Origin of the sequence: Microbacterium sp. Se5.02b (assembly GCF_019464375.1) — a bacterium.
Taxonomy (GTDB): domain Bacteria; phylum Actinomycetota; class Actinomycetes; order Actinomycetales; family Microbacteriaceae; genus Microbacterium.
In genome coordinates this window covers 398,539-417,622 of the sequence record NZ_CP080491.1, presented here as the reverse complement: position 1 = coordinate 417,622, position 19,084 = coordinate 398,539, and the positions used below count along the sequence as shown (strand labels likewise).

Annotated in this window: 16 protein-coding genes and 3 pseudogenes; 4 read left to right on the top strand and 15 right to left on the bottom strand. The window is 70.0% G+C overall.

The features are described 5' to 3' along the window. Positions 1 to 15: 15 nt before the first annotated feature. From K1X59_RS02115 to K1X59_RS02065, 11 genes and pseudogenes are all read right to left on the bottom strand, one after another. Complete coding sequence (locus K1X59_RS02115) at positions 16 to 978, bottom strand: siderophore-interacting protein (protein ID WP_220173872.1); 963 nt, start codon at positions 976 to 978, stop codon at positions 16 to 18. Further along, on the bottom strand, positions 968 to 1,768 hold the full coding sequence (locus K1X59_RS02110) for an ABC transporter ATP-binding protein (RefSeq protein ID WP_183151675.1): 801 nt from the start codon (positions 1,766 to 1,768) through the stop codon (positions 968 to 970). Before K1X59_RS02110 ends, K1X59_RS02115 begins: the two co-directional genes overlap by 11 nt. Further along, positions 1,765 to 2,816: pseudogene (locus tag K1X59_RS02105) on the bottom strand (FecCD family ABC transporter permease). Before K1X59_RS02105 ends, K1X59_RS02110 begins: the two are co-directional and overlap by 4 nt. 26 nt (positions 2,817 to 2,842) lie before the next feature. After that, positions 2,843 to 3,886 (bottom strand): iron ABC transporter permease, encoded by a 1,044-nt coding sequence (locus tag K1X59_RS02100; RefSeq protein ID WP_183151674.1) that lies wholly within the window; start codon positions 3,884 to 3,886, stop codon positions 2,843 to 2,845. A 33-nt stretch (positions 3,887 to 3,919) separates the two neighbouring features. After that, the gene (locus K1X59_RS02095) at positions 3,920 to 4,945 is read right to left on the bottom strand and encodes an iron-siderophore ABC transporter substrate-binding protein (protein ID WP_183151673.1); all 1,026 of its coding nucleotides are present in this window, start codon (positions 4,943 to 4,945) and stop codon (positions 3,920 to 3,922) included. Between the two features lie 180 nt (positions 4,946 to 5,125). Then, entirely contained in the window at positions 5,126 to 5,329 is a 204-nt protein-coding gene (locus K1X59_RS02090; RefSeq protein WP_017831237.1) for a cold-shock protein, read from the bottom strand. 75 nt (positions 5,330 to 5,404) lie between these two features. Then, positions 5,405 to 7,795, bottom strand: a complete 2,391-nt coding sequence (locus K1X59_RS02085; RefSeq protein WP_258567249.1) for a helix-turn-helix transcriptional regulator — start codon at positions 7,793 to 7,795, stop codon at positions 5,405 to 5,407. Further along, positions 7,714 to 8,292, bottom strand: coding sequence for an AAA family ATPase (locus K1X59_RS02080; RefSeq protein ID WP_183151670.1), 579 nt, complete (start codon positions 8,290 to 8,292; stop codon positions 7,714 to 7,716). The genes K1X59_RS02085 and K1X59_RS02080 overlap by 82 nt, the downstream gene beginning before the upstream one ends. A gap of 68 nt (positions 8,293 to 8,360) precedes the next feature. Next, positions 8,361 to 8,588: a hypothetical protein gene (locus K1X59_RS02075; protein WP_220173871.1), complete on the bottom strand. Its 228-nt coding sequence runs from the start codon at positions 8,586 to 8,588 to the stop codon at positions 8,361 to 8,363. Positions 8,589 to 8,697: 109 nt separating this feature from the next. Then, on the bottom strand, positions 8,698 to 9,261 hold the full coding sequence (locus tag K1X59_RS20600) for a DUF998 domain-containing protein (protein ID WP_258567022.1): 564 nt from the start codon (positions 9,259 to 9,261) through the stop codon (positions 8,698 to 8,700). 541 nt (positions 9,262 to 9,802) lie between these two features. Beyond that, positions 9,803 to 10,258, bottom strand: coding sequence for an SRPBCC family protein (locus K1X59_RS02065; protein WP_183151669.1), 456 nt, complete (start codon positions 10,256 to 10,258; stop codon positions 9,803 to 9,805). A gap of 170 nt (positions 10,259 to 10,428) precedes the next feature. Between K1X59_RS02065 and K1X59_RS02060 the strand changes: the two are divergent. The 4 genes and pseudogenes from K1X59_RS02060 to K1X59_RS02045 all read left to right on the top strand — a co-directional run bounded on the left by K1X59_RS02060 (position 10,429) and on the right by K1X59_RS02045 (position 15,595). Continuing rightward, positions 10,429 to 11,464, top strand: a pseudogene (locus K1X59_RS02060) (aromatic acid exporter family protein). A 19-nt stretch (positions 11,465 to 11,483) separates the two neighbouring features. Further along, positions 11,484 to 12,152, top strand: coding sequence for a DNA alkylation repair protein (locus K1X59_RS02055; RefSeq protein ID WP_183151668.1), 669 nt, complete (start codon positions 11,484 to 11,486; stop codon positions 12,150 to 12,152). A 146-nt stretch (positions 12,153 to 12,298) separates the two neighbouring features. Beyond that, positions 12,299 to 13,012, top strand: a complete 714-nt coding sequence (deoD, locus tag K1X59_RS02050; protein ID WP_183151667.1) for a purine-nucleoside phosphorylase — start codon at positions 12,299 to 12,301, stop codon at positions 13,010 to 13,012. Positions 13,013 to 13,060: 48 nt separating this feature from the next. Further along, positions 13,061 to 15,595, top strand: coding sequence for an RNA helicase (locus K1X59_RS02045; protein WP_183151666.1), 2,535 nt, complete (start codon positions 13,061 to 13,063; stop codon positions 15,593 to 15,595). Between the two features lie 12 nt (positions 15,596 to 15,607). Here K1X59_RS02045 and K1X59_RS02040 read toward each other — a convergent pair whose 3' ends face one another. The 4 genes and pseudogenes from K1X59_RS02040 to K1X59_RS02025 form a co-directional block, all read right to left on the bottom strand. Next, entirely contained in the window at positions 15,608 to 15,997 is a 390-nt protein-coding gene (locus K1X59_RS02040) for a VOC family protein (protein WP_183151665.1), read from the bottom strand. Between the two features lie 40 nt (positions 15,998 to 16,037). Further along, positions 16,038 to 17,081 carry an acyltransferase family protein gene (locus tag K1X59_RS02035; RefSeq protein WP_183151664.1) on the bottom strand — a complete coding sequence of 348 codons (1,044 nt, stop codon included), beginning with the start codon at positions 17,079 to 17,081 and terminating at the stop codon, positions 16,038 to 16,040. Beyond that, the gene (locus K1X59_RS02030; protein ID WP_183151663.1) at positions 17,078 to 18,028 is read right to left on the bottom strand and encodes a D-alanine--D-alanine ligase; all 951 of its coding nucleotides are present in this window, start codon (positions 18,026 to 18,028) and stop codon (positions 17,078 to 17,080) included. Before K1X59_RS02030 ends, K1X59_RS02035 begins: the two co-directional genes overlap by 4 nt. Continuing rightward, positions 18,025 to 19,019: pseudogene (locus tag K1X59_RS02025) on the bottom strand (alanine racemase). Before K1X59_RS02025 ends, K1X59_RS02030 begins: the two are co-directional and overlap by 4 nt. Positions 19,020 to 19,084: the final 65 nt, after the last annotated feature.

The following is a 19,084-nucleotide window of genomic DNA, read 5'->3' as shown; positions in this document are numbered from 1 at the left end:
CTCGGGGAGGGCGGGTCAGCCGCGCATGGCGACGCCGCGGCGCCAGTAGCCCATGAAGGCCACCTGCCCGCGGTCGATGCCGAGGTCCTTGACGAGGTGCCGGCGCAGGGTGGTGACCACACCGCTCTCTCCCGCGATCCAGAAGTACCGCTCGGCCGGGGCCTCCCGCGTGGCGATGTCCTCCCCGAGGCCGGAGTAGTCCGGTGTCTCCCACAGCAGGTCTTCGCCGTCGATGTCCTTCACGCTGATGGCATCGGTCGCATCGGCGTCGCCGAGGTATCCGAGCACCGCGGGGATCAACCGCAGACCGTGCGGCTCTCCCGCATCGCGTGGCAGCCAGTGCACCTCCACCCCGACGGGCGCGTCGATGCGCAGGACGTCGGCCGGAGACGGCACCTCGATGAACGCGACACCGCGGACGTCCCGCGGCGCGTCCTCCAGAATCCGCGCGATCGCCGGAGCGGCCGTCTCGTCCCCGGCCAGCACGACCGAATCGGCGGCACCCGGGGCGTACTCCGCTCCGCCGTGCGCATCGACGTCGACGCCACGACGCGGCCCCACGACATACAGCTCCTGCCCGACGGCGGCCTGGCTCGCCCAGAGCGACGCGGGTCCGGTCAGGCCCGGTTCGAGGTGCAGGACGAAGTCGACGTCGACCTCGGTCCCGCCGTCCGTGTCGACCCGCAGCTCGCGCACCGAGTACGTGCGCATCGACCCGCGCTCGGCCTCCGGCACGGCGAGGAACGCCTGCCACCAGTTGTCCGAGCTCCGATCGAGATCGGGAAGGATTCCGGATGCTGGGGGGAAGACCAGCTTGATGCGGCTGTCGAACACCTCGCCGGGCGTGCCGAACTCGAACAGCTCATCGCCGCCGAACGTCACCCGCACGAACGACGGCGAGACACGTTCGACGGCCCGCACCTCGGCGCGGGTGAGGATGTAGGTCGGGCGCTCGGTCGTGGTGGTCTCAGCGGACATGGTGCCTCCCGATGGGTGTGACCATCGGCTTGCCGGAGACCGGATCGATGGTGATCTGATTGGCGAGGCCGAAGACCTCTTCGACGAGTTCGGCGGTGACGACGTCTTGCGGAGCGCCCGTCGCGTGCACCCGACCGTCCTTCATAGCCACGAGTTCGTCGGCGTAGCGCGCCGCGAGGTTGAGGTCGTGCAGCACCATGACGATGGTCGTGCCGCGCGAGACGCTCAGGTCGGTGAGCAGGTCGAGCACCTCGACCTGGTGCGCGACGTCGAGGAAAGTCGTCGGCTCGTCGAGCAGCAGGATGTCGGTCTCCTGCGCGAGGGCCATCGCGATCCAGACGCGCTGGCGCTGTCCGCCGGAGAGCTCGTCGACGCTCCGATCGGCGAGGTCGGTGATGCCGGTCGCGTCGAGGGCGTCGGCGACCACTTCGTAGTCGTGGGTGCTCCACCGCGCGAGCATCTTCTGGTGCGGGTGCCTGCCCCGGCCGACCAGGTCGGCCACGGCGATGCCCTCCGGGGCGACGGGCGACTGCGGAAGCAGTCCGAGCACCCGCGCGACCTCCTTGGTGGGCCGCGCGTGCACGGACTTGCCGTCGAGCACGATCTGCCCCGCGGACGGAGACAGCAGGCGGGCGAGCGAGCGGAGCAGGGTCGACTTGCCGCATCCGTTCGCTCCGACGATGGTCGTGATCCTGCCGGGTGCGATCTGCAGGTCGAGGCCGTCGATCACGGTGCGGTCGCCGTAGGCGAGAGTCACCCCGTCGGCAGAGAGGCTGTGCGACACGGTCATAGCGAACCCCCGGAACGGTTGGTGCGGATGAGCAGGTAGATCAGGTACGGCGCGCCGACCACGCCCGTGATGACGCCGACGGGATAGCGGGTGCCGAAGACGAACTGGCCGATCAGATCGCCGCCGAGCACGAGGACGGCTCCGACGAACGCCGACGGCAGCAGGAGGTTCGCCCCGGCCCGGTGATGCGCGCGGCGATGGGCCCGGCCATGAATGCGACGAACGCGATGGGACCGGTCGCCGCGGTCGCGAAGGCGAGCAGGGCCACCGCGCCGAGGATGAGCAGCAGCCGCGTGGCATTGACGCGGATCCCGAGCCCTGCGGCGGAGTCGTCGCCGAGCTGGAGAGCACCGAGGGCGCGCCCCTGCGACAGCATCACGGGTACGATGACGGCCGCGGCGATCGCCATCGGCAGCACTCGCTCCCACGACGCGTTGTTGAGGCTTCCGGTCAGCCATTGCATCGCGGTCTGGATGTCCCAGTTCGCGGCCCGCGACAGCAGATACGAGATCACGCTCTGCAGCATGGCCGCGACGCCGATGCCGATCAGGATGAGACGGGTGCCCGCGAATCCGCCCTTGATCGAGAGCAGATAGATCGCGAGGGCCGTGACGATGGCGCCGGCGAGGGCGAACAGCGAGACGAGCGGACCGTTGAGCGAGAGCACCACGATGCCGAACACCGCTGCGGCGCCGGCGCCGTTGGAGATGCCGATGATGTCGGGGGATGCGAGCGGGTTGCGCAGCATCGTCTGGAAGCACACGCCGGCCATGCCGAACCCGATCCCGGTCAGGACGGCGAGGACAGCCCTCGGCAGCCGCAGCTCGCCCACCGTGAACGAGGCGCCGGGCACGGTCTCGCCCAGGATCACCCGGATCACCTCGTCGGGCGTGTAGAACGTGTTGCCCACCATGAGTGCCACGGCGAAGAGCACGAACAGCACGGCGCCGAGGATGATCGTGGCGACCGCGTGCCGACGGTGTCGCGCACGCCTGCCCGTCACGATGCGGGCGACCCGTGCCGAGGCGGACTCCTCCGCGCGCGCCAGCGTGTGCTCGGTGTGCTCTGTCGTGGTCACAGCTCACGCACCTTCTGCCGACGGACGATCCAGATGAAGAACGGGGCGCCGATGACGGCGGTGATGATGCCGACCTGGATCTCCTCCGAGGAAGGAGCGATCACCCGGCCGACGATGTCGCTCGCAACCAGCAGGGCCGCGCCGGCGATGGCCGAGAACGGCAGCAGCCAGCGGTGGTCGGTGCCGACGAGCATCCGGCACACGTGCGGGATGATCAGTCCGACGAACCCGATGGGTCCGGCGATCGCGGTCGCAGCGCCCGCGAGGATCACCGCGCCGAGCGCCGAGATCAGTCGTGTGCGGAACACGTTCTCGCCGAGCCCCTTCGCCATCTCGTCTCCCAAGGCGAGCGAGTTCATGCCCCGGGCGCACAGGAAGCAGATGAGGGCGCCGAGAGCGAGGACCGGTGCGGTGAGGGCGATGCGCGGCCACTCCGCCCCGCCCACGCCGCCGATCTGCCACGACTGGAACGTCTGCAGCAGATCGACCCGCGGCAGCATGACCGCGCTGATCAGCGAGGCGAAGGCGGCCGACGTGGCTGCTCCAGCCAGAGCGAGCTTGAGCGGGGTCGCGCCACCGCGACCGAGCGAGCCGACCGCGTACACGAAGACGGCGGCGATGCCGGCGCCGGCGATCGCGAAGGCCATCTGCCCGTAGGGGTCGGCGAGGCCGAAGAACGCGATGCCGAGGACGACGGCGAGCGAGGCGCCGTTCGAGACACCGAGGATGCCGGGGTCGGCGATCGGATTGCGGGTCACGGCCTGCATGGTCGCACCGGCCAGCGCGAGCGCCGCCCCGACGAGGAGCGCGAGCACGGTACGAGGGATGCGCTTGACGATCGCGGCCTGGGCGATCGTGTCGGTGTGGCCGCCGAGGGCCGCGACGATGTCGTCGAAGGAGACCGCCCGCACGCCGAAGGAGATCGACAGGACGCTCAGGACCACGAGGATCACGACCCCGGCGACGAGCCAGAGGGTGCGCCGCAACACCGGGCGCCGCAGGTCTGCGGCGCCCGGTGCGAGGACGGTTGCTGAGGTCACAGGAAAGTCACTCCGCGGATGCGGACCGAACGACTACGACGCGAGCGGTGCGGCCAGGATCGCGAGGTAGTCGGTGAGACCCCACGGGATGGACAGCGGCGACGGGTTGGCCGAGGCCGCGATCGGGCTGGCGTCGGGGAGCACGGCGATGCGCCCATCGGCGATGGCGGGGATCTTCGACAGGAGCGGGTCGGCCTGCAGGAGCGGGATGATCGAGTCGTCGCCATAGGTGATGAACAGGTCGACGTCGTCGAACTTCTGCGCCTCCTCGGCGCTGACCGTCAGGTAGAACTGGTCGCTGTCCTTGTTCTCCTCGACGATCGACGGGAACGGCAGTCCCAGGTCGTGCAGGTATCCGGGGCGCGTGTCGATCGCGGTGTAGTAGCCGACCTGGCTGAGGTCGGTGGGGTCGATGTACGAGAAGAGGACCTTCTTGTCCTTCAACACGCTGTTGGCCTCGAGTGCCGTGTCGGCGTCGGCGTGCAGCTGCTCGATCAGCGCCTCGCCTTCCTTCTCGAGCCCGAGCGCCTTCGCGTCGAGCGCGATCATGTCGTCGACCGACGTGCCCCAGGCGACCTCGGGGTAGGCCACGACGGGGGCGATCTTGGAGAGGGTGTCGTACTCCTCCTGCGTCAGACCGGAGTACGCGGCGAGGATCACATCGGGCTCCGTGTCGGCGACCGCCTCGTAGTCGATGCCGTCGGTCTCGTCGAAGAGCACCGGCGTCTCGGCGCCGAGCTCGTCGAGCTTCTCCTCGACCCAGGGCAGCACGCCGTTGTCGTCGTCGTCGCCCCACGTCGCCTTGCTCATGCCGACGGGAACGATGCCGAGGGCCAGCGGCACCTCGTGGTTCGCCCACGCGATCGTCGCGACGCGCTCGGGCTTCGCCGAGATGGTCGTCTCGCCGTAGACGTGCTCGACCGTGACGGGGAACGCGTCGTCCGAGGCCGGGTTGCCACCGGTCTCCGCCGTCGACTGCGGTGCGGAGGAGGCACAGGCGGAGAGGCCGACGGCGAGCGCGGCGGCCGCGCCGATGGCGAGGATTCGAGAGATGCGCACAGGCGTTCCCTTCGGGTTTCGGGGTGGGGTTCGGCGCGAGAGCCGCGCCCAGCCTTTGGTAAGCCTGGCCTAATCTAACACGGAGGTTAGGTCCGCCTCACTTCGAGTCGTTCTCGCAGGGTACGAAAAAGCCGGCCGGATCCGTGAGGATCCGGCCGGCTTCAGGAAGTCAGCGCGCGCTCAGAGAGCGCGGATGTTCGCCGCCTGCATGCCCTTGGGGCCACGCTCAGCGTCGAATTCGACCTTCTGGTTCTCGCGGAGCTCCTTGAAACCGGAGCCGGCGATAGCCGAGTAGTGGGCGAAGAGGTCGTCCGAGCCGTCATCGGGAGCGATGAAGCCGAAGCCCTTTTCCGCGTTGAACCATTTCACAGTGCCAGTGGCCATGTGTTTTCTACTTTCTGTTGACTTAGCCGTTTGCACGGCCTACGCCGAGTCGGAACATCCGACACGCGCGCTCTGTCACGCTACCACGGCAGGCTGACCAGGAGCACCGAACGTCGGATTCCTCTGCAGGAGCGCGGCTTCGGTGCGCGTGCTCACCCCGAGTTTTCTCAGCACCGCCGAGACGTGCACGCTCACGGTCTTGACGCTGATGAACAGTCGCTCGCCGATCTGCCGATTGCTCAGACCTTCGGCGATGAGCTCGAGCACCTGCTGCTCGCGGGCCGTGAGGGCCTCGCCGCCCTGCGCGGATTCCGCAGTCGCCCGCGGGGCCAGTCCCGCGACGGCGGCGAATCGGGTGACGGCGGTCTGCAACTGCGCGTGCCCCAGCGCCTCGGCGATGTCGGCGGCGATGGCGAGCTCCATCGACGCCGTCGACCGGTCGCCGTCCCGCACCAGCAGCCGTGCACGTTCGAGCCGCAGGACGACCCGGAGTGTGACCGGCACATCGTCTCCGTCGGCCCGGCTCATCGCGGCATCGACCGCATCATGACGCGGGTAGAGCAGCGCATCGAGGATCGTCGACCAGGCATCGTCCTGCAGTTGCGGAGGCTGCGAGAGCCAGGCCCCGCGGATGGCGGCCGACGCCTCCTCGACGTCGACGCCCTCTGCGCGCAGCTCGGCGACGATCGCGGCACCCTCCAGCAGAAGTCGACGCTGATGCAGCAGCGCGGGTCGGTCGTCGTGCAACATCTCGAGGATCGTGGCGAGTGCGCCGCGGAGGTCTCCCTCGCTCTCGGCGACCGCGACCGTCATCATGACCCGGTCGTACCAGATCTGCCGCTCCGAGACACCCGTCTCCTCGAACGCCGGAAGCCAGTCCCGCAGCATCTCGGCCGCTTCTGCCGACCGGCCGCGCCAGGCCAGCACCCGCACTCGCGTCATGCTCATGTACATGCGGAACACGCGCAGAGTCCCCTGCACGAAGTCGCGGGACAGCATCTCCTCCACGCGCTCGATCTCGCCGAGCTCGAGCAGCGGCACGACCATGTTCTGCGCCATGATCGAACCCGAGGTGCGCTCGACCCGGAGCTCGCGTGCACGCCGAAGCCCCTCTTCTGCGACCTCAACCGCCTCGCGGTAGCGGCCGAGGAGCGTGAGCAGGTCGGAATAGTTCACGCGGTAACGCATCTCGGCATTCGACCCCGTCGCGAGCTCTCTGGCACGTTCGTATTCACGCACGCCCGCTTCGACCTCGCCCAGGTGCGCCAGCGAGCCGCCGCGCACGTTCGCCGCGATCGAGAGCTGATCGGCGGACCCCGCGCCCGCGGCCCCACGCTCGGCCTCATCGGCGAGCCGGATCGCCTCCTCGCGGTCGCCCGCGATCATGCGGCGGCTGGCGAGCTGATTGAGCAGCTCGGCGTGAAAGGCCTCGTCATCGATGTGCTCCTCGGCGATCGCCAGCGCCTGTTGCAGTAGCGGGATGGCACCGAGCCGACCGAGGTTGACCAGGTAGAGCGCCTTGTTGCGCAACAGTCGCGCATGCAGACGAGGATCGACCGTCGCGGGATCGACCTCGGCGAGGGCCACGTTCGCCACGGCCAGTGCACGTTCGCCGTCGCCGGCGTTGCGCAGGACCGACCCCAGCACGAGGAGCAGGTCGAGGCGCTCGACTCGGGCGGCCACCGCCGCATCGGGCACCAGTGGCCACAGCTCCAGCACGAGCTCACCGAAGCGGGCGGCACTGGCGAACGCGTACTGCGCCTTGGCGTGGCGCATGGCGTCTGCCGCGGCCACGAGCGCCTTCCGGTCGTCTTGCGCGAGCTGCCAGTGATACGCGAGCGCCGCGGCATCACCGTTCTCGGAGCCCGCGCCGTGCGCCTCGAGGGTCTCGGCATATGAACGATGCAGTCGCGCCCGCTCCCCCGGAAGCAGGTCGTCGTGCACGGCCTCGCGCAGGAGGGCGTGCCGGAAGCGGTAGTCGTCGTCGACCACGACCAGGATGCCGCTGCGCGTCGCCTCCCTGATCGCCTCGTCGAGCCGCTGCTCCGGGAGGTCGACCAGGCGCGTGATCAGAGGATGAGACAGCGGGCGCTCCGCTCCCGACACGACCTGCACGACGTGGCGGGCGTCATCGCCGAGCCGGTCGAACCGGGCGAGCAGCAGATCGCGAAGGCCATCGGGCAACGGGCCGTTCGAGCACCCGGCGATCTCCTCGATGAAGAAGGGCACCCCCTCGGCGCGCTCCTGCATGCGCCCCAACGCCGCCTCGCTGAGCGGGCGGCCCGTGATCTGCTCGGCCAGCTCCCGCACGGCGACCTCGTCCAATCGGCGCAGGGTCAGCCGTTCGAGCAGCCGCGCCCTGGTGGACTCGCCGATGAAGCGGCTCACCGCGTCTCCTCGGCGCACGTCGTCGGTGCGGCAGGTGATGAGCAGCAGGATGCGCCCGCGCCCGAGCGCCCGCAGCAGGAAGGAGAGGATGGCGAGAGTCGACTCATCCGCCCAGTGCAGGTCTTCGACGACGAGCACCTGGGGGCGCGCTCGGCCGCTGCCTCGATGAGCGAGGCGATCGCGTCGCGGAGTCGCTCCGGGCTCGTGCGGTCACGGTCGGCGGGGGCGTCGACCAGTTCGGGCAGCAGCATCCCGAGAGCCTCGGCGCCGACGCCGACCGACTCGTGCACCCGATCCACCCCCATGCGGGCCACGATCGAACGGAGGATGCCCGTGAGCGGACCGTACGGTGTGCGGGCGGCTCCGAGGTCGAGGCACCACCCGGCGTGCACGTCGGCGGTCTGCTCTATGCCCGCCGCGAACTCGCGCAGCAGCCGCGACTTGCCGATCCCGGCCTCGCCTTCGACCAGGAGCGCCGCCGGCATGCCGTCGCGCACGCCGGCGAACAACCGGCGCACCTCGGCGAGCTCGGCCGCGCGGCCGACCATCTCGGCGCTCGGAGCGGAAGGGGGCATGGATTCATCGTCCCACTCCCGACCGACATTCGGGCCGGGCCGCCGGCCGGGTTCCGCGACGACACCGCTCACCGCGCTGGCGCCGCCGTTTCGCAGACCTTCGTCGAACGTGCGGTCGCCGTGCGGGAGCGGTCGACGCCGAGCACGCGGTCGAGCATCCGACGCACCGCTCCCGCCGGACGCGGCACGATCTGGTCGGCATGCTCGATGAGGAAACGCCGCTGCGCGGCCGCGCGCTCCATCTGCTCTTGCTCGAACTGGGTGATCTGATGGGTGAGGTAGGGGTGCTCGTACATGGGTTCTCCTCGACGGTTCGCTGTATCCCTACACTCCGCTCTGAGGTACCCCGTCGGCATCGGACGGTTTCCCTATCTTCTTGGTGCGGTCGGCTAGGGATGCCGCGCGCTAGCGGGCCGGCGGTGCCTGGCGCAGGAGAGTCGGACGCGCCGATGGCCGGGACTGCGCCGGCGTCAGGATCGCCAGGACCCGCACCATGGTCAGCATCCACAGCAGTCCGAGTCCGACGATCACGGCTTCGACGGCCGTGACCGAGTACAGCCCGAACGGGATCCACAGAGCGAGGGCGACCACGACGAGCACCGCGACGCCGATCGAGGTGATCAGCAGAGCGCGGGGTCTGCCGGGGATCGCGACCACGGTGGCAGCGGCCGCAGCGGCGAAGAGCACCAGTGTCGCGAAAGCGGCGATGTCGTGCGGCACGGGCACCCTGTGCAGCGGCAGCAACCCGACGGCGGCCAGGGCGACCCCGCAGGCGGCCCAGAGGGCGACGATACCGGCGATGCGCCCGACCGCGGGATCACCCAGCATCCGATGCAGGTCGCGTCCGATGTACGACCCGACGGTCGCGACCAGCAGACCGGCCACGACGAGCGTGCCGTTGAAGGCCCACGACCCGCCCAGCTGCGAGAAGTTCTGCTCCCACCAGAGCGGATCGGCCGCCGTGACCATGGCGAAGAGCGTGCCGATCGCGAGGAAGCCGAACAGGAGCGCGGCGAGATCGGTCGTGCGCAGATCGATGCCCGCCCCGAATGCCGACCGCCCGCCGACCGCCGCGGCGACGCCCGTGAGCAGTCCCCGCCGATCGCTCCGAGCCGCAGCCCCTGGAGCCCTGCCGCGAGCACCTCGGCGGTGAGCAGCACCCCCATCATCGTGACGGCCCCGAAGGCGATCGTGAGCGCGAGTGACGACAGGTCCGACACCACCGCCTGCCAGCGCGGCATCGACGCCGTCTCGCCACGACGGTGCATCAGGGTGCTCGTGAGGAATGCGGCAGCAACGACGGCCGCGGCGATCGCCGCGGCCGGCATCGCCAGCGACCCCTCTCCGGTGAGCGGCCGCGGGTCGCCCCGCAGGAGCAGGACGCCCGCGGTCACACCGACGACGAAGCAGAACGCCGTCGCCCACACGGCCCTGGTCTCGCCGCGCAACCGCTCGTCCCGCTCCATGTGCTCATGCAAGCACGGGCAGCGGACACCCGAAAGCCCGGGCGTCAGGCGTCGACGTCACCGCGCCACGCGCCGGTCTCGACCCCGCGTCCCTCGATGAACTCCTTGAAGTTCTGCAGGTCCTTCTTCACGGCATGCGAACCCGCGCCCACCAGTGAGCCGAGCTTCTCGAGCAGACCCTCGGGCTCCCAGTCGAGCTGCACCGTGACCCGGGTGTTCGTGTCGTCGAGGGTGTGGAAGGTCACCACTCCGGCATGCTCCGTCTCGCCGCCAACACTGTTCCACGCGACCCGCTCGTCGGGGTGCTGCTCGGTGATCTCGGCGTCGAACTCGCGCGTCGCCCCGCCGACCTTCACCTTCCAGTGCGTGTGCGTGTCGTCGATCTGCGTGATCGACTCGACCTCGTCGAGGAACTTCGGGAAGCTCTCGAACTGCGTCCACTGGTTGTACGCCGTGCGGACGGGAACGTGGACGTCGATGGTCTCGATGATCTGCACCATGGGATGCTCCTCACTGTTCGTCGTTCGTGTGTTCCCATTCAGCCGGTGATCGCGAGGATCGGCGACGGGGTTGACATCCGCCGCCGATCCCGCGACCCTCGTCGGCTGCCCGACATCCGAGCGAACATCACGTCGATGTCGGCGGCCGTCGCACGACTAGCGTTGAGGTCATGCGCATCCCCGCCGCGATCCGCGCCTCCAAGCGCTCCCCGCTGCTGCAGGTCGTGAAGTCGGCCGCAGCGACGATCGCGGCGTGGCTGATCGCCGGATGGGTGTTTCCTGCGCAGCTGCCCGTCTTCGCCGCGATCGCCGCCCTGCTCGTGGTGCAGCCCAGCGTCAACCAGTCGCTGTCGAAGGCGCTCGAGCGCAGCATCGGGGTGATCGCGGGCGTCATGATCGCCGTCGCGCTGGGGCTGCTGCTCGGCTCGCCCAGCTGGATCGTGCTGCTCGCGATCGTGGTGGCCATGCTCGTGGCCTGGATCTTCCGCGCCTCCCCGGCACCGGCAACCAGGTCGCGATCTCGGCGATGCTCGTGCTGGCGCTGGGCTCCTCCAGCCCGGAGTACGCGTTCGCGCGCATCGTGGAGACGTTGATCGGCGTGGTGATCGGCATCGTGGTGAACGCGCTCATCGTCCCACCGGTGCTGGTCGCGCCCGCGCGCCGCGACGTCGGCCTGCTCGGTCGGGAACTCGCGGCGAGCCTCGACCGGTTGGCGGTCGCACTGCCCGAGCCGCAGACGCCGGCGAAGCTGCAGGAGCTGATGCTGGAGGTGCGCCTGCTGCGCCCGATGAAGGACGCCGCTGACGCGTCCATCGCGGCGGGGAGGAATCGCTCACCCTGAACCCGCGGCGCTCGACACACCGCGCGGAACTGCGTGAGCTGCGGGCCCTGCTCGAGCGTCTCTCGCCCATCGTCACGCAGACGATCGGCATGACGAGGGCGTACTTCGACCACTACGACGACACCCTCGGCGACGAGCCCGTCGTATCGGCCATCGCCGAGCAGCTGCGCAGGGCCGGCCACGACGTGCGGCTGGCCGTGCAGGTCGCGGAGGCCTCCCCCGAGCCCGACACGCTGACATCGACCATCCCCGCGCTCACGGCGCCGCTCGTGGTGCGGCCGCCCTCGTCGCAGCACTGGATCCTGATCGGCTCGCTCCTGGAAGACCTCCGTCGCATCCGCGGCGAGCTGCTGGACGAGGACTGAGCCCGCGTACCCTGAGAGCATGTCCGAGATGACCGTGCCCGAGGCTCTGGGCGAGCTCGCGGCCCTGGAAGATCCGAAGGTGCGCGCCGCAAACGAGAAGCGCGGCGATGACCACGGCATCAACCTCAGCCGGATGCGCGCGCTCGCGAAACGCATCAAGACCGACCAGCCGCTGGCACGCGAGCTCTGGGCGACCGGGGAGACACCGGCGCGACTGCTGGCCCTGTTGATCTGCCGCCCGCGCGACTTCACCGCCGACGAGCTCGACGCCATGCTGCGAGAGACCCGCCCGCCGAAGGTGAACGACTGGTTCGTGAACTACGTCGTCAAGAAGTCGCCGCTCGCCGAGGAACTCCGGCTGCGGTGGTTCGACGACTCCGACCCAACGGTGGCCGCCGCCGCCTGGTCGCTGACCACGGTGCGGGTGATGAAAGACGCGGATGGCCTCGACCTGCCGCACCTCCTCGACCTGATCGAGCGCGATATGAAGGACGCTCCGAGTCGTCTGCAGTGGGCGATGAACGAGACCCTCGCGAACATCGGCATCTTCCACCCGGAGCACCGTGCGAGGGCGTTGGAGATCGGCGACCGGCTGCAGGTCCTCGCCGACTACCCGACCGCCCCCGGCTGCACCTCGCCCTTCGCGCCGCTGTGGATCGGCGAGATCGTCCGACGCCGCGAGGGCTGAACCGCGCCTCCCGCGGGTCCGGGTCGCGCTACGGAGGAGATCCTCGGTTCGGAGGGCCATATCCGCAATTCCCACCTCCGAACTGCGGATCTCCTCCGCACCACGCGCATCGACGAACTCCCCGATAGAGCACCTACGCTGAGGACATGAGCACGCACATCGCCGCAGAGCCGGGCCAGATCGCCCCCATCGTCCTGTTCCCCGGGGATCCGCTGCGCGCGAAGTGGATCGCCGAGACGTTCCTCGACGACGCCGAGCTGTACTCGCAGACGCGCGGGATGCTCGGATTCACCGGCACGTGGGAAGGGCACCGCATCTCGGTGCAGGGCTCGGGCATGGGGCAGCCGTCGATGGCGATCTATGCCAACGAGCTCTTCGACTCCTACGGCGTGCAGACGATCGTCCGGGTGGGGTCGTGCGGTGCGCTGACCGAGCGCGTGAAGGTGCGCGACATCATCATCGCCAGCGGCGCGTCGACCGATTCCGGCATCAACCGCGTGCGCTTCCACGGACTCGACTATGCGCCCGTGGCCGACTTCGGACTGCTGCGCGCGGCGGTCGAGGCGAGCGAGGACGCCGAGCTCGAGTCGATCGTGCACGTGGGGCAGCTGTTCTCGAGCGATCAGTTCTACAGCACCCGCCCCGAGCTCATGGAGCCCTTCGTGCAACACGGCATCCTGGGGGTCGAGATGGAAGCGGCCGGCCTGTACACGCTCGCGGCGTTCCATGGTCGGCGCGCCCTCGCGATCTGCACGGTGAGCGACCACATCGTCACCGGCGAGGAGACCACGGCGCAGGAACGCGAGCAGACCTTCGGCGACATGATCCGGATCGCGCTGCGCGCCGCGACCGCCGCCTGATCAGCCTCGCAGGTCGGCATCCCCGCCGGATGGGATGATCGGAAGACCATGACTTCCTCCCCGCGGCTCGATCCCGCCATCGTCCAGGACGCCGCGGACCCGGACGCCGTCTACCTCGCCTTCGTCGAATGGGCGGAGAGCACGGGCATCAGCCTCTACCCCGCGCAGGACGAGGCGACCATCGAGATCGTCTCGGGCAACAACCTGATCCTGTCGACCCCGACCGGCACCGGCAAGTCGCTCGTCGCGGTCGGCGCGCACTTCAGCGCTCTCGCGGCGGGGCGCCGCAGCTACTACACGGCACCGATCAAGGCCCTCGTGAGCGAGAAGTTCTTCGCGCTGGTCGACGTCTTCGGCGCCGAGAACGTCGGCATGGTCACAGGCGACTCCTCGGTCAACGCCGACGCCCCGATCATCTGCTGCACGGCGGAGATCCTCGCGAACCTCTCCCTGCGTCAGGGCACGGATGCCGACGTCGGGCAGGTCGTGATGGACGAGTTCCACTTCTACGCCGACCCCGACCGCGGATGGGCCTGGCAGGTGCCGCTGCTCGAGCTCCCGCAGGCGCAGTTCATCCTGATGTCGGCGACCCTCGGCGACGTGACCGAACTCGCGGCCGACCTCACCCGTCGCACGGGCCGCGAGACGGCGACGGTCACCGGGGTCGAGCGCCCCGTCCCCCTGCACTTCTTCTACGAGACGACGCCCATCCACGAGACGATCGACGACCTGCTGAACACCGGGCAGGCGCCGATCTACGTCGTGCACTTCTCGCAGGCCGCAGCGATGGAGCGTGCGCAGGCGCTGTCGAGCACGAAGGTCGCCACCCGCGAGCAGCGCGACGAGATCGCCGCGCTGATCGCCGAGTTCCGCTTCACGACCGCGTTCGGCAAGACGCTCTCGCGCTTCCTGCGTGCGGGGATCGGCGTGCATCACGCCGGAATGCTGCCGAAGTATCGGCGCCTGGTCGAGCAGCTCGCGCAGCGCGGGTTGCTGCGCGTGATCTGCGGCACCGACACGCTCGGCGTCGGCATCAACGTCCCGATCCGCACGGTGCTGCTCACCGCGCTCACGAAGTTCGACGGCACCCGGATGCGGCAGCTGAACGCCCGCGAGTTCCACCAGATCGCGGGGCGTGCCGGTCGCGCCGGGTATGACACCGCCGGCACGGTCGTCGCGCAGGCTCCCGAGCACGAGAGCGAGAATGTCGCTGCGGTCAAGAAGGCCGGCGACGACCCGAAGAAGAAGCGCAAGATCGTCCGCAAGAAGGCGCCGGACGGCTTCGTGTCGTGGGGCGAGCCGTCGTTCCGCAAGCTCATCGACGCGGTCCCCGAGACCCTGACCTCCCACATGCAGATCACGAGCGCCATGATGTTGAACGTGATCGCCCGCGGCGGCGACGTCTTCGCGAATATGCGCGCGCTCGTATACGACAACCACGAGCCTCGGAAACGGCAGCGCGAACTCGCACTCCGCGCCATCGGGATCTACCGCACGCTCCGCGAATCCGGCATCGTCGAGAAGACGCCGGAGGGCGATATCCGACTGACAGTCGATCTGCAGCCGAACTTCGCACTCAACCAGCCGCTGTCGCCGTTCGCTCTCGCCGCGTTCGAGCTGCTCGACCCCGATCCCACCGCCGGCACGGGGACGGGCTCCTACGCGCTGGACATGATCTCGATCGTGGAATCGACGCTCGACGACCCACGCGCCGTGCTGAGCCAGCAGGAGTTCCTCGCCCGGGGCGAAGCGGTCGCCGCGATGAAGTCGGAGGGCATCGAGTACGACGAGCGGATGGAGCTGCTCGAGCAGATCACGTATCCGAAGCCGCTCGACGAGCTTCTGACAGCCGCATTCGAGACCTTCAGCGCCGCCCAGCCGTGGATCCGCGACTTCGAACTGCACCCGAAGTCCGTCGTCCGCGACATGTACGAGCGGGCCATGTCGTTCGGGGAATATGTCGCCTACTACAAGATCGCGCGCTCCGAGGGCGTGGTGCTGCGCTACCTCTCCGACGCCTACCGCGCGGCCTCGCAGACCGTTCCGGAGGAGTTCAAGGACGAGGATCTGCGTGACCTGATCGAGTGGCTCGGCGAGCTCGTCCGGCAGGTCGACTCCAGCCTGCTCGACGAGTGGGAGGAGTTGATCGCCGGCGTCGACAACGGACGCTTCGACCCGCACGCGCCCGACGAGCCGATCGTGCCGCCCGCTCCGAAGCGGCTCACGAGCAACATCCGCGCCTTCCGCATCCTCGTGCGCAACGAGCTGTTCCGACGGGTGCAGCTGGCGGCGCGGGAAGATCTCGACGGCCTCGCTGAGCTCGACCCCGGTTTCGGCGCCGATGCATGGTCGGACGCCCTGGACGGATACTTCGCCGAGCACGACGAACTCCTCACGGGCGCGGATGCCCGCAGCTCGAAGCTGCTGATCCTCGATGAGGGCGCGACGGCGTGGACGGCACGGCAGATCCTCGACGACCCCGCCGGCGACCACGACTGGGCCATCACCGCGACGATCGACCTCGCCGCCTCCGACGAGGCAGGACAGGCCGTCGTGACCGTGACCGCGGTGGACCGGCTGTAGCGCCCCTCGACGTCAGGCCTGCATGACCGCGAGCACGTTGCCCGCCGGGTCGCGGAACCACGCGATGTCCGGGCCCTGACCGTTGCCGCGCACGATGCCGCGCGAATCCGAGGGGAACTCGTCGTCGCTGTAGATCTTCGTCTGCACGCCCCGTTCGATGAGCTCGTCCACCGCGGCGTCGACGTCCGCCACCGGGAAGTTCAGGATCGTGAAGCTCGCCGGGGTGTGGTTCGGCTTCGCGTACACGAGGATCGACCCGCCGCTGGGCAGCCGCAGGTCGAGGAACCCCATCGCGTTGACCTCGACGTCGAGGCCGAGGGTCGTGCCGTAGAACTCTTTCGCCGCGTCGATGTCGTCGACGCTGAATCCGCTGAACGCGTTGTCCGTTGTGAAGGCCGCCATGCTTCCATGGTCCGCCGTCGCCCGGCGGTTGTCGAGGGGGTCATCGACGGACGCGGGCCGTGAGACCGTCCGTCACCCGCAGCGGGTCGAACAGGGCCGCGAGCCCGCAGCGCACCAGGAGCGCGTGAGCCGCCACACAGATCGCGATCACCACCGCCGTCAGCGCGATCGGACCGACCGCCTCGAGCACCGGTGTCGTCCGCCACCCGGCAGCGCGCACCCCCGCGTCGATCAGCGCGAGAGGGATCATGTGCAGCACGTAGATCGGCAGGGTCCGCCGGCCGAACCAGCGCAGCGGTCGCGCGACGACGTCGACATGCCGGTCGAGGAGCACGCTGAGCGACACCCCGAAGGCCACCGCGACCAGGCACAGCAGCGGCCACGTTCCGGGCACGAGGCGGATGCCGAGCACGGAGACGACCGCGAGTGCTCCCGCATACACCGCGGCGAGCGCGAGCGCGACGCCCGGGCCGCTGACCCTGGCGAAGCGCTCGATCAGTCCGCGCAGCCGCAGCCCGACGAGGAAGAAGAACAGGTTCTGCACCAGCTGCCACAGGTTGCCGAGATCCGGAAGGAGACCCGCACCGGCGACCGCCGCGACGACGAACGCGACAGGCAGCACCCCGGCGGTCGGGAGGCCGCGCGTCGCCCGCCCGACCACCAGGTACATGGCGAGAGCGAGCAGATACCAGAGGTTCGTGGGGCTGATGGTGAGCTGCGCGAGCAGCTCCCACCCGTCGGTCGCCCGAGCCGTGTCGAACTCCGGCGCCAGCGCGAGCACGACCGTCTGGATGAGCACCCACACGAGGTAGAGCAGCGCGAGCCGCGCGGCCCGTCGTCGCCAGGAGCCGCCGCTCGCCGCGGAGACCGCCCGTGCGGCGAACATTCCGGACACGAGGAAGAACAGCGGGATGCGCAGCGGCAGCAGCTGGGCGTTGAGCATCACCCAGGCATCCGTCACCGGACCCGCGCCGGGGATGCCGACCGCGACCTTCGTGACCACGTGCCAGAGCACGACGAGCAGGATGCAGATGCCCTTCGCGACATCCGGCCAGCCCAGACGCGGCGCACGGACCTCTGTCACGACGCCGCACGCACGAGCCGCGCCACCAGGTCGACGTACGGCACCCCGACGGCGGCGAACATCCGCGGCACCTGTGATGCGGCGGTCAGCCCCGGCATCGTGTTGACCTCGTTCAGCACCGGCCCCCGCTCGGTGAGGAAGAAGTCCATGCGCGCGACCCCGTCGCACCCGAGAGCATCGAACACGGCGATCGCGGCCCGCTTGAGGGCGGCCGTCTCCGCCGCGTCGAGCACGGCCGGGACCGTGAACCGCGCACTGCCGTCGTACTTCGCAGCCGTGTCGAACAACCCGGTCGCGTGGATCTCCAGCGGGGGCGCCGCCCACCGCACACCGCCCTTCTCGCGCAGCACCGCGACGTCGATCTCCCGCCCCCGCACCACCTCCTCGACGAGGATCCGCCGATCGAATCGCGCCGCCTCCCGCAGAGCCGCGAGCAGCTGCCCCTCCTCTGTCACCAGGCTCACGCCGTGGCTCGATCCTGCCGACACGGGCTTGACCACGACCTCTCCCTCGAACTCGACGTCGCCGATGTCCTCCGCCGCGACCAGCCGTCCGCGCGCGGTACCGAGGCCCACGGCGTCCGCCACCAGCTTGGTCGTCCACTTGTCCATGCCGATGGCCCCGGCCCGCAGCCCCGACCCCACCACGGGCACTCCGGCGAGCGCGCACAGCGCCGCGAGGGCACCGTCCTCCCCGAGCGCGCCGTGCACCGCAGGGAACACCACGTCGGTGCGGGTGAGGAGCGGCAGAGCGAGGGCGAGCGACTCTGCCGGAGTCGCGCCGTTCGGACGCCCGTCCACTCGCCAGATCCCGCCGCGATCGATCGTCACGCTGGTGACCTCATGATCGCCCATCCGCAGCGCGGCCGCGACAGCGGCTGCCGAGGCCAGCGAGACCTCGTGCTCGGAGTTCTGCCCTCCGCCGATGACCAGCACGTTCGTCGTCATGCCACGCTCCTCTGCACCCGTGTGCCGATGCCGGTGACGACCGTGTGCGGGATGCTCCCTGCCCATCGCGCCCAATCCTGCACGGCGGGCACCGCTCCCCCGTCGGGTCCGAACACGGTCGCGACGGTGCCGCGGGGAACAGCACCGCGCCGGTGTCGACGACGATCTGGTCCATCGACACCCTCCCCACGATCGGGTGCCGCATCCCCCGATCTCGACGCCCGCATCCGGCGCCAGCTCCCGAGGGATGCCGTCGGCGTACCCCACCCCACGACGCTGAGGTGCGTCTCCCGGTCGGTGACGTGCGCGCCGCCGTAGCCGACGGCGGTGCCCGGGGAGGCGAGGACGCTGTGCACGACCGGCGCCGTCCAGCGGGACGCCCCGGCGAGCACGGTCCTCTCCGACGGGTCGATGCCCACGAGGCCGGCGCCGATCCGCACCATGCCGAAGTGCGTCGCCGGATCGGTCAGCGCACCGGAGGTCGCGGCGAGGTGCACGAGCACCGGTCCGAAGCCGGCCCGCAGCACGGCGTCGCGCCCCTGCCGCATGCGCAGCACCGCAGCCGCGTTCGCCGCCGGGTCCCCCTCGTCCGCGCGGGGCAGATGGCCCATCACCCCCACCACCTCGACCCTGCCCCGACCGGAGCGGGCGAGGCGGAGCAGTTCCGGCCACTCGTCGAGCGGACTCCCGCCTCTGGCCATGCCGGTGTCGAGGTGCAGGTGCACACGCACCGGACGCCCGGCATCGGCGATCAGCTGGCGCAGCTCCTCCGCGGAGCCGACCGCGATGTCGACCCGCTGCGTCGCGGCTTCCTCGGCATCCACGCCCGACGGATTCAGCCACGACAGGATCGGCACCGAGAGTCCCGACTCCCGGAGCGCGCGCGCCTCGCCGACATCTGTCACCCCGAGCCATCCGCCCCCGCGGCGACCGCGGCCGTCGCGACCGCGACCGCCCCGTGCCCGTAGCCGTCGGCCTTCACGACGGCCATGATGCGGGCGGTCGTGGCCGCCCGCACGCGATGCACGTTCTCGGCGACGGCCGTCGGCAGCGTAC